Source organism: Sphaerisporangium album, assembly GCF_003323745.1.
Lineage (GTDB): Bacteria > Actinomycetota > Actinomycetes > Streptosporangiales > Streptosporangiaceae > Sphaerisporangium > Sphaerisporangium album.
Window position 1 is genome coordinate 576,980 of the sequence record NZ_QOIL01000001.1, and the last position, 16,427, is coordinate 593,406.

Genomic DNA, 16,427 nt, shown 5'->3' on the forward strand with positions numbered 1-16,427 from the left:
CGTTCGCCGCACGGCAAGAAGCTCAGGAAAGGTCGTCAAGCCCTTTCCTGGTACGTTGCGCTCACATGTCCGCGGCACCGGCCCGGGGAGAGCGGAGAGGGGGAGCGGTGGCCGACGAGTTCCAGGCCGCTTTCTGGACGGCCAAGCGGGCGATGGCGATGGCCGCCGAGGCGGCGTACAACCGGCACGGCGTGCGGGCCGGGCAGCAGTTCATCCTCCAGTGCCTGTGGGAGACCGACGGCCTCGCGCCCGGAGAGATCGCCCGCCGCCTGGAACTCGCCACGCCCACCGTCACGCGCGCGACCACCCGCATGGAGGCGGCCGGCCTGCTGCGCCGCGAGCCGCACCCCACCGACGCGCGCCTCGTCCGGCTCCAGCTCACCGAGCGCGGCAGAGAACTCGAGACCGTGATCGCCGATGAGATGACCCGCCTCAGCGAACGCGCCCTGCGCACCCTGAGCGCCACCGAGCGCGACCAACTGATCCGCTTCCTGGGCGAGATCCGCCGAAACGTCTCCTGACTCTTCGGGGGAGCGAGGCCGTCAACAGGGTCAAATCTCTTGGGAAGCACTCGACAAACCACGTAACGTCCATGTAAACCGGGATATAACGCCTGGTAGATAGGCTGCCGCGCGGATCGGGCAGGAGGGACACGTGCAGCAGGAGATCGACGTGGACGTCCATCCTGTGTACCCCATCAGCTGGCGCGCCAGCGCGTTCAACGGCCTCCTGCGCGGCACGACCAAGCCTATGTCGGCCATCCTGCTGCGCCACACCGTCGGCATGTCCGTCCTCGCGCGGATCGCCGCGCTGGGGGAGCGGCTGCCGCTGCACGCGCCGCCCGGGGTCGAGATCGTCAAGGACGGCGACGACGCCTGCGGATCGGAGTGGATCCGCGCCGGGCAGGATCTGGACGAGCGCAAGGTGCTCCTCTACTTCCACGGCGGCGCCTACTTCTTGTGCTCCCCGGCGACGCATCGGCCGATCACCTGGCGCCTGTCCACGGTCGCCCGGCGCCCGGTGTACGCCCACGACTACCGCCAGGGCCCCGTGCACACGCTCTCGGAGTCCCTCTCCGACGCCCTCGCCGCCTACGAGGGCCTGCTCGACCAGGGGTACGACTCCCGGGACATCGTGATCGCCGGTGACTCGGCGGGCGGCCACCTCACCCTCGCCACCCTCCTTGCCCTGCGCGACAAGGGGGCGCCGCTGCCCTCGGCGGCGATCTGCCTGTCGCCGTGGGCCGATCTGTCGGAGTCGCGGCGCAACGTCAACCGCTGGGTGGACCCGATCGTGCCCGCAGGCCGCGTGGACTGGCTCGCCCGCCGGTGGACGGCCGGCCTCGACCGCCGCGACCCGCTGGTCTCGCCGGTGTACGGCGACTACACGGGGCTCCCGCCGCTCATGGTGGTCACCGGCTCGACCGAGGTCCTGCGGGACGAGGGCCGCCGCGTGGCCCTCCAGGCGCGCAGGGCCGGGGTCAAGGTGACCTACGAGGAGTGGCACCGGATGCCGCACGCGTTCCCGATCCTCGCCGACGTGGTGCCCGAGGCCCGGCTGGTCTTCCGTCACATCGAGCGCTTCCTCCAGGCCGTGACCGGCACGCCCGGCGCCCCCGCGCCCCACCCGGGCCTGGACCCCGCCGCCCCGCCGGATCCGGCCCCCGGCTCGGCCGCCGCCTGAAGCCTTCCCCGGCCGCCGCCCGAAGCCTTCCCGGTCGTCGCCCGAAGCCCCTCCCGGCCCGCTCGCCGGCCGACGCCGAGGCCGCTCACCGAAACCTCATCAGTCTCTCTGATCGCAGGAGACCCTGCGACTCCTTACTTCGAGGGATCATTCGCCTTACCTCCCATGCCGCTTCGAACTAGTTGGCGCCGAACGTGCTTCGGGAGAGCCACAGTGGCCTGTGCCGTACTGCTCGACTGCTCGGAACATTTCGGAAAGAGGTCTCCTGCGGATGGCACGTGGCGGAGCGGGGATCCCGAGCGGGATGCCTCCAGGCGTTCGGCCGTTGACGGTGGGCGACCCGGTGATCATCGGGCGCTACCTTCTTCTCGGCCGTCTCGGTGCGGGCGGAATGGGCGTGGTGTACCTCGCCGAGCGCCCGGAAGGCGGCTTGGTCGCGCTCAAGACCCCGCACGGCGTCCATCTCGCCGACCCCGTGCTCCGGGCCCGGTTCACCGAGGAGGTCGAGTTCTCGCGGCGCGTCATCCCCTTCTGCACCGCCGCGGTGCTGGAGCACGGCATCGACCGCGACCGCCCCTACCTCGTCACCGAGTACATCCCCGGGCCGTCCCTGTCGCAGGTCGTCGCGGCGCGCGGCCCGCTGACGCCCGACCTGGCCTACGGTGTGGCGCTGGGCGCGGCGGCGGCGCTGGCCGCCATCCACGAGGCCGGTTTCGTCCACCGCGACCTGAAGCCGGGCAACGTCCTGCTGTCGCCCAAGGGGCCGCGCGTCATCGATTTCGGCATCGCCAGGGACGTGGACGCCGCGGTCGCGCACACGCAGGCGGGCCAGATCATGGGCAGCCCCGGCTGGGTGGCGCCCGAGCGGCTGACGGGCGGCCCCGCGATCCCCGCCTCCGACGTCTTCGCCTGGGGCTGCCTGGTGGCCTATGCCGCCACGGGCCACCACCCGTTCGGCGCCGGCGAGGCGGACGTGCTGACGCGGCGCATCCTGGTGGAGCGCCCGCGGCTGGCCTCGGTGCCCAAGCTGCTGTGGGATCCGGTCGCGGCCGCGCTGGCCAAGGAGCCGGGGGCGCGTCCCGGCGCGGCGGCGCTGCTGACGTGGCTGCTGGAGGCCGGGGGAGTGGACCGGTCCTGGGACCGCCGGGACGCGGTGGACGCGGTGATGGAGGAGATCTGGGCCCCCGTCGCCCATCCTCCGGCCCGCCCCGAGGATTCGCCGGGAGAGCCGCCCGGCGACGCGGCCGGCACGACCGGCGCGCGGGCGGCACGGCGTTCGGCCGCGCGGCGCGGCCACACCTCGCACGCGGGCTTCGCGGCCCTCGCCACCGTGTCGATCGCGGCGGTGACCGTCGTCGCGGCCGGGACCGGCGGCACGACGGTGGAGCGGCGGGCGGGCGACCCCGGGACCGTTCCGGTGGTCGTGCCGATCCAGGGCACCCGCGTGCCCGTGGAGATGCTGGACACCTCCACCCCCGTGACCGGCTCCGGGACGTCGCGGTCGCCCTACACAGGGGGGCCTGGAAGCCTGCCGCCGGGCTTGGCCGACGCGCGGACCCCGGTCGCGACCGGGCACGCCGACCCCACCGGCGGCCCCGTGGGCGGCGGCGACCCGTGGGAGACCCCGGTGCGGTCCCCCGTGCCCGAGCGCACCACGCCGCCCCCGCCTCCGCCCCCGCAGGAGAGCGACCCGCCGTGCACGAACAAGCGCGGCCAGGAACGGCCCTGCAAGCCCACCAAGGACCCTCAGCCGACGAAGTCACCGACCAAGCAGCCCACAAGGCAGCCGACGCCGACGAAGACGCCCAAGCCGACGGTCAGCATCAGCCAGGTCCCCGAGTGGGGCGACGGCGAGTCCGGGGAGCCCACCCCGCTCCCGAGCCCGTCGGTCACCGAGTCCTCCTCCGCCTGATGGAACCGCCGGGGCGATCTCATCAGCTGAGGGTCCCGGCCGCGTGAGAACCGACATTCTCGGCTGCGTGCGACGCGGCCTGACCGTGACCACGTCCGCCCCGGACGGCAGCCGGCGCAGGACGGCTCTGTGGATGCCGACAGCGAGCGGCCGTCCTTCGGTGATGATGCCGCAGCCGATGCCGATTCCCACCTGCACGAATACCGGCTGATTCGCGTCGGCGTGGGCGCCCCGGGTGCTCGGCGATTTGGTTTTGCCGAGACGTGGCCGACTTTTGCTTGACCATCGTCATAAGTCGGATCTACGATCCCGAAACATGGAGGGTATAAGTCCGCAACTTTCCGACAAACCCAAATTAGGCATCATCGGGACCGGATTCATGGGCGGCATACACGTCCGGTCGCCCCTTCTCGCCGGCGTGAATATAGTCGGCGCCGCGCTGATCCGCGAGGCCCCTCTGACCTCCGCGCGTACGGGGGGGTGGACCGCGTGCTGACCATGACGGGCATCGGCAAGAGCTTCCTCGGCGTGCGGGTGCTGTCCGATGTGGGCCTGACGGTCGCGGCGGGCGAGGTCCACGCGCTCATGGGAGAGAACGGCGCGGGCAAGTCGACCCTCATGAAGATCCTCGCCGGGGTACACGCGCCCGACGAGGGCACGATCGAGATCGACGGGCGCCCGGTGTCGTTCGGGCACCCCATCCAGGCGCAGCGGGCCGGGGTCGCGATCATCTATCAGGAGTTCAACCTCCTGCCCGAGCGCAGTGTCGCGGAGAACGTCTTCCTTGGCCGCGAACCCGCCCGCGCGGGCCTGGTCGACAGGACGGCCATGGAAACCGCCACCGAGCGGCTGCTCGCCGAGCTCGGCGAGGAGTCCTTCGGCCCCCGGGACCTGGTCAGGCGGCTGTCGATCGCCCAGCAGCAGGTCGTCGAGATCGTCAAGGCGCTCTCGCTCGACGCCAGGATCGTGGTCATGGACGAGCCGACGGCCGCGCTCGCCGAGCACGAGGTCGAGCTCCTTTACCGGCTCGTCCGGCGATTACAGGAGCGCGGCATCGCGGTCCTCTACATCTCCCACCGGTTGCGCGAGGTGTTCGACCTGGCGGACCGGGTGACGGTGCTCAAGGACGGAAAGCACGTCACGACCGTGCCGGTCTCCGAGGTCTCCACCGACGAGCTGGTCAGGTTGATGGTCGGCCGCGATCTGAGCGCCTACTACCCGCCGCGCGCCACCTCCGTGGGAGAGGTACGGCTTCGCGTGACCGGGGGCGGCAACGACAAACTGCACGACATCGACCTGGAGCTTCGCGCGGGGGAGATCGTCGGCATCGCCGGACTGCAGGGTTCGGGGCGCTCCGAGCTGGCCAAGGCGCTGTTCGGCGCGGAACCGTTCACCCGGGGCGAGATGACGCCGCGCCGCCCGCGTTCGGTGCGCGAGGGGGTGGCCGCGGGGATCGGCCTGGTCACCGAGGACCGCAAGGCCGAGGGCCTGGCCCTGCGCCAGTCGGTCCGCGACAACGCCCTGCTGGTGGCGCGCGCCCTGGGCCGCCAGGGTCGGCAGGGTCCGCAGGGGCTGCGCGAGCTGCTGGAGCGGGTACGGCTCACGCCGCCACGCGAGGACCAGGAGGTCCGCTACCTGTCCGGCGGCAACCAGCAGAAGGTCGTCCTCGCCAAGTGGATGACCGTCGCCCCCGCCGTCCTGCTGTTCGACGAGCCCACCCGCGGCGTCGACGTCGGAGCCAAGGCCGCGATCCATGACCTGATGCGCAGGCTCGCCGCCGACGGCATGGCGATCATGATGATCTCCTCCGAGCTTCCCGAGCTGATCGGCATGAGCGACCGCATCGTCGTCCTGCGCGACGGCCGCGTCGTCGGCACCCTTCCCCCAGCCCCCACAGAGGAGGCCGTCATGCGCCTGGCCGCAGGTGAGGTGACGTCGTGAGCGAGAGCGAACAGATCGGGGCCGTGCCCGCGCGCACCCCGCCTTTTTGGCGAACCCGCGGCTCGAGCCCGGCCGGAGTCGTGTTCCTGGCGCTGGCCGGGGTGATCCTGATCGGCTGGGTGCTGGTCGCGGCGCGCGGCGGGCAGTTCCTGTCGCTGGAGAACCTCGTCGGCGTGCAGCAGCGCTCGGCCGCCCTGGGGATCGTGGCGATCGGCCAGACGCTGGCGATCCTGGCGGGATCCCTCGACCTTTCCGTGGCGTACCTGATCAGCCTTTCCTCGCTGGTGGCGGCCGAGACCATGGCAGGACGCGACGGGAACATCGTGATCGCCGTCGCCGCGGTCGCCGGGATCAGCGCGGCGGTGGGACTGGTCAACGGACTGGTGATCACCAAGCTGCGCGTCCACCCGTTCATCGCCACCTTCGGCGTCGCGCTGATCATCAAGGGAGTTCTCGACCATCTCTACGACGGCCCGGCGGGCAAGGTGCCCGAGTCGTTCCAGCACCTCGGCTACGACCGGCTCGGCCCGCTCCCGGTCTCGGCGATCCTCTGGGCGGCGGTCGCCGTCGCCGCCTGGTTTCTGCTTCGGCGCACCACGCTGGGCCACCGCATCTACGCGGTGGGCGGCGACCAGGAGGTCGCGCGCCTGTCCGGGGTCAGGACCGACCGCGTCCTGATCGTCACGCACGTGCTCTGCTCGCTCTGCGCCGGGATCGCGGGTCTGCTGCTGGCGAGCAGGCTCGGCGCCGGCGCCCCCACGGTCGGCACCGACGGCGGATACGACCTGGAGTCCATCGCCGCGGTCGTCCTCGGCGGCACCGCGCTGGCCGGCGGCAGAGGCGGGGTCGGCGGCACGGTCGGCGGCGTGCTGCTGCTCGCCACCCTGGACAGCGTCTTCAACCAGATGGAGGTCAACTCCTTCTTCAAGGACGTGGTGCGAGGCGTGGTCATCGTGACCGCCGTGGCGATCTACGCCAGGCGTAAGCACGGGAGGCGGGCATGAGACGAACGCTGCCGATCTTCGGGGTGCTGGCCGTACTGCTGGTCGCCATCGCCGTCGTGAACCCCTTCTTCCTGGAGCCCGCCGGGTTCCTCGGCTTCGTCAAGCGTGCCGCGCCGTTGGTGATCCTGGCGGCCGGCCAGTACTTCGTGATCGTCTCGGGTGAGTTCGACCTGTCGGTCGGCTCGCTGGTCACCGTCGAGGTGGTCGTCGCCGCCCGTCTCATCGACGGCGACGAGTCGCTCACCTGGCCCGTGCTCGGCCTGCTGCTCGTGCTCGGGCTGCTCGTCGGGCTGGTCAACGGCGCGGTCACGACCCTGCTGAGGGTGCCGTCGTTCATCACCACGCTCGGCATGATGCTCATACTGTCCGGCGCGGTCTTCCTGTGGACGGGCGGCGCGCCGCGCGGAGCGCTCTCGCAGGGCTTTCGCGCCTTCGGCAGGGGAAGCCTCGGACCGATCCCCTGGTCGGTGCTGATTCTCCTCGCCGTGGGGGTGGCGGCCGTCCTGCTGATGCGTGCCGACTTCGGCAGGACGCTGGTCGCCACCGGCGACAACGAGCGCGCGGCGGCTCTGTCCGGAGTGCGGGTCGACCGGGCGAGGATCCTCGCCTTCGTGCTGTCCGGCCTGGCCGCCGCGGTCGCGGGCATCCTGCTCGGCGGCTTCGCGGGCGTCTCCGCCCAGGTCGGCCAGGGCCTGGAGTTCCAGGCCATCACGGCGGTCGTCCTCGGCGGCGTGGTGCTGGGCGGCGGCCGCGGTTCGGTCGTGGCCGCGATGGCCGGTGCGCTCACGCTGGAAGCACTGTTCACTCTGCTCAACCTGTACGGGATATCGGGGGCGCTGGAGTTCACCGTGCAGGGGGTCATCATCATCGCGGCCGTGGCGGCTGGAGCCCTACGGCTGCCCTTCAGGCTCAGGGCAAGCACCTGAACACCCCCCGGGAATTAGAAGGAGACCCCATGATGCGTCGTCGGCCCGTCGTGGCCATACTCGCCGCGGCAGGACTCGCGACCTTCACCGCGAGCTGCGCGAGCGACAAGCCGGCCACGTCGGCGAGCGGATCCCCCGCCGCGGCTTCCACCGCCGCGTCGGAGGCGCCCGCGGCAGGCACCGGAGAGCAGTCCAAGTTCTTCGTCCAAGCCGACTACGAAGCCCAGCTCGCCATGCGCTCGCAGACCCCCGACGGGCCGGCGGACAAGCCCTGGGAGCAGGCCATCGCGCCCCAGATGACCTCCACCGCCGAGTACAAGAAGGACGGGCCCTACGAGATCTGCTTCTCCAACGCGGCGGTCAACAACCCCTGGCGGCAGGTCGGGTGGAAGACCATGCAGGCCGAGGCGGCCATGCACAAGGAGATCAGCAAGCTCACGGCGCTCGACGCCGAGGGCAAGGACGACAAGCAGATCTCCGACATCGCGGAGCTGCAGGCCAAGGGCTGCGACGCGCTGATCATCTCGCCGAACACGACGGCGACGCTCACCCCGGCCGTCAAGGGCGCCTGCGCCAAGGTGCCGGTCATCGTCTTCGACCGCGGCGTGGAGACCGACTGCCCGGTGACGTTCATCAAGCCGATCGGCGGCTACGCGTTCGGCGCCGACGCGGCCGAGTTCCTCATCGAGAAGGTCCCCGCCGGCGGCAAGATCCTCGCGCTGCGCATCCTGCCCGGCGTGGACGTGCTGGAGACCCGCTGGTCGGCGGCGAAGGTCGCCTTCGACAAGAGCCAGGTCAAGGTCGTCGGCGTCGAGTTCACCGACGGCGACGCGGCCAAGACCAAGAGCATCGTCAGCGACTACATCCAGCGCTACGGCAAGATCGACGGCGTCTGGATGGACGCGGGCGCGACCGCGGTGGCAGCGATCGAGGCGTTCGAGGACGCAGGGCTGCCGGTGCCGCCGATCAACGGCGAGGACCAGCAGGACTTCCTCCAGAAGTGGAAGGACGGCGACCTCACCGCCGTCGCCCCCACATACCCCACCTACCAGTGGCGTACCCCGATCATCGCCGCTCTGAAGGTCCTCAAGGGCGAGGAGGTGCCCAAGCTCTGGAACCTGCCCCAGCCCAAGATCACCTCGGAGACCCTGTCGACGTACCTGCAGCCGAACATGCCGCCGCTGCACTACGCGCTGTGCGGTTGCGAGAACATGCCGGGCTTCCCCGAGAACTGGGGTGGTAAGAAGGGGTGAACATGTTCCCTGTCGGAGTGAACACCTGGGTGTGGGTGTCGCCGCTCACGGACGGCGACCTGGAACGGCTCGCGCCGAAGGTCGCCGCCTGGGGGTTCGACGTCATCGAACTGCCGGTCGAGCGGCCCGGCGACTGGGATCCGCACAGGGCCGCCGCGTTGCTGGCCGAGCACGGGCTGAAGGCGTCGGTGGTGCTGGTCATGCCGCCGGGGCGGGAGCTGGTGGCCGCCTCCGCCGAGGTGGTCGAGGAGACGCAGGACTACCTGCGGCACTGCGTCGACGTGGCCGTGGCCGTGGGCTCGCCGGTGATCGGCGGGCCCGCCTACGCCTCCGTCGGCAGGACCTGGCGGATGTCGCCCGGCGAGCGCCAGGCGATCTACACCGAGCTGCGGAAGAACCTCGCGCCCGTGGCCGGCTACGCGGGCGAGCGCGGCGTGAGGATCGCGGTCGAGCCGCTCAACCGCTACGAGACCAGCCTCCTCAACACGGTCGAGCAGGCACTGGAGGCCCTGCCCGACGGCTGCGACCTGGCGCTCGACGTCTATCACATGAACATCGAGGAGAAGGATCCGGCGCGGGCCGTACACGCCGCCGCGGGCCGGATCGCGCACGTGCAGGTCTGCGGGACCGATCGGGGCACACCGGGCGCCGACCGGTTCGACTGGCCCGCATTCACCCGAGCCCTGCGTGAAGCCGGCTACGCGGGCCCCCTCGTCATCGAGTCCTTCACCGCCCACAACCAGACGATCGCCACCGCGGCCTCCATCTGGAGGCCGCTCGCACCGAGCCAGGACGCGCTCGCCGTAGAGGGGCTCGGCTTCCTCAGAACCCTCTGACCTTCTCGCACCTTCCCAGCCCCGCCGGTCGCCGATCCTGTCTCCCCAGGGGGTCGGTTCCTGGTTCCCACTTCCCCGCCGACTCTGCCCCCCGGTCCGATCTTCCTGCGCGTTCCTCAACTCCTACGCTCCGATCCCCGGCCCCCCTTTTCCCGCGAGCTTCGGTTCTTGGCCACCGGCTCGCGGTACCTCGTTACGCGCGCGCCCGCTAGGCGGACGCGCCTCCGGCGAGGAACACCGGTTCGTCATCAAGCCCCCGGAGATTCGACATGCGTCGATTTCTTGCTGCCCTCATCCTCCCGATCCTGCTGACATTGATGGGAACAGGAACGGCACACGCCTCAGCGCTCCATGACACCTTCAGGGCGCTGCTGTTCACCAAGGCCGTGGGATACGTCCACGACTCGATTCCGGCCGGCATCCAGATGGTCAGGGAACTGGCCGCCGACAACCACTTCGCGGTCGTCCAGAGCGCCGACTCCGCCGACTTCAACGACGCCAACCTGGCCACGTTCGACGTGGTCATCATGCTGCAGAACTCCGGCATGGTCTGGGACAACGACGCGCAGCGCGAGGCGCTGCAGAAGTACGTCCGCTCCGGAAAGGGCATCGTCGGCATCCACAACACCCTGGACATGGGCGTCGAGAGCGACTTCCCCTGGTGGGACGACCTGATCAACGGCGGCGCCCACATGCCCGCACACTCGCCGGGCGTGCTCCAGGGCACCGCCAAGGTGGCCGACCGCGTCCACCCCTCCACCAGGAACCTGCCCCACCGGTGGCAGCGCGCCGAGGAGTGGTACAACTTCTCCCCGAACCCCCGCGGCAACGTGCACGTCCTGGTGACCGCGGACGAGACCACCTACAACCCCGGCGGATCCGCCATGGGGCCCGACCACCCGATCTCCTGGTGCCGCAACGCCGAGGGCGGCAAGGTCTGGGCGACCGCCATGGGCCACGACAGCGCCTCCTACAGCGAACCGCTGTTCCGCGAGCACGTGCTCGGGGGCGTCAAGTGGGCCGCCGGCGCCGAGCCCGGCGACTGCGGCGGGACGGTGAACAACAGCTTCGAGAAGGTCGTGCTCGACGACAACACCGCCGACCCGATGGAGCTGGACGTGGCCGCCGACGGCCGCGTCTTCTACATCCAGCGCAGGGGCGAGATCAAGATCTACAAGCCGGACACCCACAGCACGGTCACCGCGGCCACGCTCAACGTCTACACCGGCGGCGAAGACGGTCTGGCCGGAATGGAACTCGACCCGAATTTCCAGGACAACCACTGGATATACGTCTACTACTCGCCGGAGAACAGCACGGAGGACGTCAACCGGCTCTCCCGCTTCACGGTGGACGGTGACAGCATCGACCTGGCCACCGAGAAGAAGCTGCTCGAGGTGCCCGCCTACCGGCAGAGGACCTTCCCCGAGCCCGGCCACACCGGGGGCGCGGTGGAGTTCGGCCCCGACGGCAGCCTCTACCTCAGCACCGGCGACGACGTCCCGCCGAACCTGTCGCCCGACTGGCAGGGGTACGCGCCCCTCGACTGGCGCCCGGGGCAGCACATGCTCGACGCCGCCCGTACGGCGGGCAACACCAACGACCTGCGCGGCAAGATCCTGCGCGTCAAGCCGAAGGCCGACGGCGGCTACGACATCCCCGCGGGCAACCTCTTCCCGCCCGGCACCGCCAAGACCAGGCCCGAGATCTACGCCATGGGCTTCCGCAACCCGTTCAGGTTCACCGTCGACCAGAAGACCGGGTACGTGCACGCGGCCGACTACGGCCCCGACCGGGGCGGCCCGACGACCGATCGCGGTCCCGAGGGGCTGGTGGAGTACAACATCATCAAGAAGGCCGGCAACTACGGCTGGCCGTTCTGCCACGGCGACAACCAGCCCTACGCGCCGTACAACCCTGACACCAAGGTGGTCGGGCCGAAGTTCGACTGCGCCCACCCCGCCAACGACTCCCCGAACAACACGGGGCTGACCGAGTTGCCGCCGATCGAGCCGCCCGTCATGTGGTACGGCTACGGCACCTCGCCGAACTTCCCCGAGCTCGGCGCGGGCGGCTCGGCCCCGATGAGCGGACCGGTCTACCGCTACGACGCCGCCAGCACCTCCACGACGAAGTTCCCCCCGTACTTCGACGGGGTGAACTTCTTCTACGAGTGGTCGCGCCACTACGTCAAGGAGATCCACCTCGACGGCGAGGACAAGCTGCTGAAGATCAACAGCTTCCTGCCGAACCAGACGTTCATCAAGCCGATGGACATGACCTTCGGCCGCGACGGCTCGATGTACCTTCTGGAATGGGGCAACTCGTTCGGCGGCGGCAACAACGACTCGGGCCTCTATCGCATCGACTACTCCGCGGGTGCCCGGGCGCCGATCGCCAAGATCACCGCCTCCCGCACCAACGGGCCGGCGCCGCTCACCGTCGACTTCGACAGCGCCGGCAGCTACGACCCCGACGGCGACCCGATCGAGTTCGCCTGGGACTTCGACGGGGACGGGACCTTCGACGCCACCGGGCCCAAGGCGAGCCACGCCTACTCCTCCGCCGGGCAGGTCACCGCCCAGCTCAAGGTGACCGACGTCACGGGCAAGGAGGGGTTCGCCAACGTGTTGATCACGTCGGGCAACACCGCGCCCACGGTCACCATCGAGACGCCGCCGAACGGAAGCGTGATCGAGTTCGGCCAGAACGTGCCGTACAAGGTCAAGGTCACCGACCCCGAGGACACCACGATCGACTGCTCGAAGGTGTTCGTGAACCCGGCGCTCGGGCACGACGACCACGAGCACGAGACCGTCGAGATCCCCGGGTGCGAGGGCACGATCTCCACCAGCGACATCGGCGGCCACCCGGCGGGCGCCAACCTCTACTACGTCATCAACGCCCACTACACCGACAAGGGCGGCAACCCGCTCACCGGTTACGCCAAGACGATCCTGCAGCCCAGGCGGAAGCAGGCCGAGTACTTCACGGCGATGTCGGGAGTCCGGGTCATCGACGAGCCCGGCGCCGAAAGCGGCAAGCGCATCGGCGACGTCAGCGACAAGGACTGGATCGCCTTCACCCCGATGGACCTGAACGGGGTCACCGCCGTCAGCTACCGCCTGTCCAGCCCGTACGGTGGCGGATCGGTCGAGCTGCACGCCGACTCGCCCACCGGCGCGCTGCTGGCCACCACCCCCGTTCCCAACACGGGAGACTGGAACAACTACCAGATGACCGTGTCGACGCCGGTCAAGTCCGACGTCCGCACCAAGACGATCTACGTCGTGTTCAAGAACAGCAGGAACAACGCCTTCGACCTGGACGCCGTCCAGTTCACCGGCGAGGACATCGGCGGCGGGCTGAAGCCGGGCACCTACACGATCACCGCCCAGCACAGCGGCAAGAACGTGACGCCGGTGAGCGACGCCGACGACGCGCTGATCGTCCAGAAGAGCGGGACGCAGGGCCCCGAGCAGAAGTGGGAGGCGATGCCTCTCCCCGACGGCAGCTACCAGTTCAAGAACCTCAAGAGCGGCAAGTGCCTGGACGTGCCGGGCGGCTCGGGCGCGGCGGGCACCCAGCTCGTCCAGTGGAGCTGTCACCCCTCTACCGCCCCCGACCAGGTCAACCAGCGGTTCTTCCCCCTCGCCTCGGGCGACACCTACAAGATCACCTCGGCGGCGAGCGGCCTGTGCCTCGACATCAACAGCGGGTCCCACGAGGACGGCGGCGCGGTGATCCAGTGGAACTGCGTCAACGCCGACAACCAGAGGTTCGGGTTCACGCCGGTCGCCGAAGCCGACAAGACACCCCCGGTGACCACGGCCAAGGCGGCCGAGCCGAACGGCAAGGACGGCTGGTACACCTCAGGTCCCGTCGAGGTCTCGATGACCGCCACCGACGACGCCTCCGACGTGGCCGCCACCGAGTGGCGCCTCGACGCCGGTCCCTGGACCCCCTACACCGAGGCGGTCCTGGTCAGCGGCGACGGGACGCGCAAGCTGGAGTACCGCTCCCGCGACGGGGCGGGCAACGTCGAGGAGGCCCGCACGCTCACCCTCAAGATCGACGTCACGGCGCCGCAGACGACCGCGTCGTTCGCCGCGCCCAACGACGCCGGCTGGAACGACGGTGACGTGCCGGTGCTCCTGTCGGCGCAGGACGCCACCTCGGGGGTCGCCCGCATCGAGTACTCCCTCGACCAGGCCGGCTGGAAGGCCTACGAGGGCCGGCCCGTGGTGGTCGGCGGAGACGGCACCCACGAGGTGCGCTACCGGGCCGTCGACAACGCCGGCACCGCCGAGCAGGAGAAGGCCGCCGTCCTCAAGATCGACGGCACCCGCCCGACCCTGATGGTCTCCGGCGTCTCGGACGGAGAGGCGTACGGCGACAGCCAGGATCTGCGCATCACCTGGCAGGCCGTGGACACCACATCGGGCGTGAAGACCACGTCGGGCACCCTCGACGGGGCTTCGCTCGCGGCCGGCACGGTGCTCCCGCTCTTCACCCAGGCCCTGGCCGGTCACACGGTCGCGGTCACCGCCACCGACAACGCGGGCAACTCGCTGACGACGAACGTGCGGTTCAGCGTCACGACCTCGATGCGGGACATGCAGAGCCTGATCGACAGGTTCCACAGCACCGGCTGGCTGTCCCGGTCCGCACACAAGTCACTGACCGGCGAGCTGACCAAGGCCCGCATCGCGGAGGCGTCGGGCAAGGACGCCAAGGCCGTCCGTCACCTGGCGGCCTTCAAGAAGCTGGTGGCCGACCAGAAGCTGGTACCGAGAGCCGACGTCCGCGGGGTCCTGACCCGCGACGCCGACAAGGTGATCACGACGATCGGCTGAACCACGACCCGGGCCACCCACCCGCACCCGGGTGGGTGGCCCGGCCCTGTTCCCCTCGGTTCCCCTCGCCGGCCGCGCATCCGGGTCAACGTCCGATCACCGGCCCCTATCCTGCTGCGAGAGGTGAAGGAGGTTCGATGAGCCTGGAGAACGGCCTTGACGGCGCCACCGGTGCCGCGGTGGACATGGCCGGAGTGAGCGTGAGGGTCGTGGGGCGCACGCTTCTGGCCGAGGTGGACTGGCGGGTGGAGTTCGGCGAGCACTGGGTGATCCTTGGGCGCAACGGCGCGGGGAAGACCACGATGCTCTCGGTCGCGGCGGCCGTACGTCACCCGAGCTCGGGCGCGGCGTCCGTCCTCGGCCACCGGCTGGGACGGGTCGACCTGCGCGAGCTGCGCCGCCACATCGGCCTGGTGGCGGCTAGTCAGCGCCTCGTCGACGAGGCGCTGATGGAGGAGGAGGGCCTCACCGCGCACACGGTCGTGCTCACCGGCCACACCGGCAGCAGCGCCCCGCTGTGGGACCGCTACGGGCCGAGGGAGCACGAGAAGGCGCACGCCCTGCTCGCCGACCTCGGCTGCAAGGACCTGGCCGACCGGCCGTTCGCGGTGTGCTCGCAGGGCGAGCGGGGGCGGGTGCGCATCGCCCGCGCGCTCATGGCCGACCCGGCGATCCTGATGCTCGACGAGCCGTTCGCCGGCCTGGACCTGCCCGCCCGCGAGGACCTGATCACCGCGATCGAGGACCTCGCCCACGGCCGCCCGGCTCTGACGACGGTCCTGGTCACCCACCACCTGGAAGAGGTCCCGTCCACCACCACGCACGCCCTGCTGGTGAGCGACGCCCGCGTCCTGGCCGCAGGGCCAGTCCACGACGTCCTGACGAGCGAGAACCTCTCCCGCTGCTTCGGCCGCCCGCTCACCCTGCACCACGTGGACGGCCGCTGGTACGTCCGCGCGGCGCGCCGGGTCACCGGTGTGTAAGGCACCCGCCGGCGCGTAGGGGAGCGGCCAAGTCCGGGGAATCCGCATGTCCACGCGCCCGATCATCGCCGGTCGAGATCGCCTCCGGCATCCATTTCCGCCTCGACCGTCAGCAGATCCTCGCTGACCCCGAGCCGCCGCACATCGAAGCGATCTTGGATGAGAGCGTGCTACGGCGGACGGTGGGAGGGCGTGCCAACCTCAGAGAGCAGCTTGCCCATCTGGTCGAACTGGCTCAAAGGCCGAACATCGAGATCAGGATCCTTCCATTCGTCTCCGGCGCACATGCCAGTCATGATGGCTCGTTCAGGATCTTCGCGATGCCGGAGCCGTATCCCCAGGTCGCATATGTGGACACATCAGCAGGCGGTATCTACGTCGAGGCAGAGGGGCTGGAAAGGCTTACACTGAAGTTTGACCGCATACGGACTGATTCGCTCGACCCGGCTCAATCGACTGATTTGATCAGCGCAGTCGTCGACGAGCTCGGGTAGCCACAAGATGGAAGGCGAAATGATGACTCCCGAAAATCGTCCTCCGGTCGCATGGCACATCAGTAGCTTCAGTCCTGACGCCGGCCCCAACTGCGTCGAGGCTGGTCCCATCCTCGACGGCAGCGGCCGGATCGCCGTACGGCACAGTCGTCACCCGGACGGCCCGGTGATCGTCTACACCCGCGCGGAGTGGGACGCCTTCCTGGCGGGCGTCCGCGCTGCCGAGTTCGACTTCGAATAAATCCGAGGCCGCGTGCACGGTCGTGCTCACCGACTGAGTCTCGACCATGTGGACGGCCCCGGTACGTCCGCGCGGCGCGTACGCCTCGCTGAGCACGCGGCCTTCCCGGGCGAGGGCCGGTGACGTACGCCCGGCCGCCGCTGTTCCGCCGGGAGTGGTCCGCGTTTCGGTGGAATTCTCCGCTGGTCAAGACGCGGAAATTCTTTTTTGCCGGACGGAGTTAGGGTTCGGTGGCTCTCGCGATTAGGGCGTAATGCGGACGTGGCGCGTTCGCGGGCCTCTCTTCCGGGCTATCCCT

12 protein-coding genes and 1 pseudogene are annotated in these 16,427 nt (G+C 70.1%); all 13 read left to right on the forward strand.

Annotated features, from left to right (window positions below; all coding sequences use genetic code 11):
• Positions 1 to 107: 107 nt before the first annotated feature.
• Positions 108 to 521 carry a MarR family winged helix-turn-helix transcriptional regulator gene (locus DQ384_RS02510; RefSeq protein ID WP_245966200.1) on the forward strand — a complete coding sequence of 138 codons (414 nt, stop codon included), beginning with the start codon at positions 108 to 110 and terminating at the stop codon, positions 519 to 521.
• Between the two features lie 133 nt (positions 522 to 654).
• Positions 655 to 1,683 (forward strand): alpha/beta hydrolase, encoded by a 1,029-nt coding sequence (locus DQ384_RS02515; RefSeq protein WP_114026973.1) that lies wholly within the window; start codon positions 655 to 657, stop codon positions 1,681 to 1,683.
• A 304-nt stretch (positions 1,684 to 1,987) separates the two neighbouring features.
• Positions 1,988 to 3,595, forward strand: coding sequence for a serine/threonine protein kinase (locus DQ384_RS02520; RefSeq protein WP_181870976.1), 1,608 nt, complete (start codon positions 1,988 to 1,990; stop codon positions 3,593 to 3,595).
• A gap of 129 nt (positions 3,596 to 3,724) precedes the next feature.
• Entirely contained in the window at positions 3,725 to 3,877 is a 153-nt protein-coding gene (locus DQ384_RS40890) for a hypothetical protein (RefSeq protein ID WP_181870977.1), read from the forward strand.
• A 216-nt stretch (positions 3,878 to 4,093) separates the two neighbouring features.
• Positions 4,094 to 5,536 (forward strand): sugar ABC transporter ATP-binding protein, encoded by a 1,443-nt coding sequence (locus DQ384_RS02525; RefSeq protein WP_220182744.1) that lies wholly within the window; start codon positions 4,094 to 4,096, stop codon positions 5,534 to 5,536.
• Positions 5,533 to 6,540 carry an ABC transporter permease gene (locus DQ384_RS02530; RefSeq protein WP_114026975.1) on the forward strand — a complete coding sequence of 336 codons (1,008 nt, stop codon included), beginning with the start codon at positions 5,533 to 5,535 and terminating at the stop codon, positions 6,538 to 6,540. The genes DQ384_RS02525 and DQ384_RS02530 overlap by 4 nt, the downstream gene beginning before the upstream one ends.
• Positions 6,537 to 7,454: pseudogene (locus tag DQ384_RS02535) on the forward strand (ABC transporter permease); the annotation flags it as partial. The gene DQ384_RS02530 and the pseudogene DQ384_RS02535, both read left to right, overlap by 4 nt.
• A 41-nt stretch (positions 7,455 to 7,495) precedes the next feature.
• Positions 7,496 to 8,719 (forward strand): ABC transporter substrate-binding protein, encoded by a 1,224-nt coding sequence (locus DQ384_RS02540; protein ID WP_220182731.1) that lies wholly within the window; start codon positions 7,496 to 7,498, stop codon positions 8,717 to 8,719.
• A 2-nt stretch (positions 8,720 to 8,721) separates the two neighbouring features.
• A complete protein-coding gene (locus tag DQ384_RS02545) occupies positions 8,722 to 9,555 on the forward strand; it encodes a sugar phosphate isomerase/epimerase family protein (protein ID WP_114026977.1) in 834 nt (277 codons plus the stop codon).
• Between the two features lie 317 nt (positions 9,556 to 9,872).
• Entirely contained in the window at positions 9,873 to 14,411 is a 4,539-nt protein-coding gene (locus tag DQ384_RS02550) for a ThuA domain-containing protein (protein ID WP_220182732.1), read from the forward strand.
• Positions 14,412 to 14,548: 137 nt separating this feature from the next.
• Positions 14,549 to 15,394 (forward strand): ABC transporter ATP-binding protein, encoded by an 846-nt coding sequence (locus DQ384_RS02555; protein ID WP_114026979.1) that lies wholly within the window; start codon positions 14,549 to 14,551, stop codon positions 15,392 to 15,394.
• The gene (locus DQ384_RS42025; RefSeq protein ID WP_281273992.1) at positions 15,355 to 15,888 is read left to right on the forward strand and encodes a DUF5753 domain-containing protein; all 534 of its coding nucleotides are present in this window, start codon (positions 15,355 to 15,357) and stop codon (positions 15,886 to 15,888) included. The genes DQ384_RS02555 and DQ384_RS42025 overlap by 40 nt, the downstream gene beginning before the upstream one ends.
• Positions 15,889 to 15,907: 19 nt before the next feature.
• The gene (locus tag DQ384_RS02565; RefSeq protein WP_220182733.1) at positions 15,908 to 16,129 is read left to right on the forward strand and encodes a DUF397 domain-containing protein; all 222 of its coding nucleotides are present in this window, start codon (positions 15,908 to 15,910) and stop codon (positions 16,127 to 16,129) included.
• Positions 16,130 to 16,427 lie beyond the last annotated feature (298 nt).

What these genes read in the sequence shown, in the direction of transcription:
- DQ384_RS02520 (WP_181870976.1), top strand. Translation starts at nt 1,988, where the DNA reads ATGCCTCCAGGCGTTCGGCCGTTGACGGTGGGCGACCCGGTGATCATC.
- DQ384_RS02525 (WP_220182744.1), top strand. Translation starts at nt 4,094, where the DNA reads ATGACGGGCATCGGCAAGAGCTTCCTCGGCGTGCGGGTGCTGTCCGAT.
- DQ384_RS02540 (WP_220182731.1), top strand. Translation starts at nt 7,496, where the DNA reads ATGATGCGTCGTCGGCCCGTCGTGGCCATACTCGCCGCGGCAGGACTC.
- DQ384_RS02545 (WP_114026977.1), top strand. Translation starts at nt 8,722, where the DNA reads ATGTTCCCTGTCGGAGTGAACACCTGGGTGTGGGTGTCGCCGCTCACG.
- DQ384_RS02550 (WP_220182732.1), top strand. Translation starts at nt 9,873, where the DNA reads ATGGGAACAGGAACGGCACACGCCTCAGCGCTCCATGACACCTTCAGG.
- DQ384_RS02555 (WP_114026979.1), top strand. Translation starts at nt 14,549, where the DNA reads ATGAGCCTGGAGAACGGCCTTGACGGCGCCACCGGTGCCGCGGTGGAC.
- DQ384_RS02565 (WP_220182733.1), top strand. Translation starts at nt 15,908, where the DNA reads ATGATGACTCCCGAAAATCGTCCTCCGGTCGCATGGCACATCAGTAGC.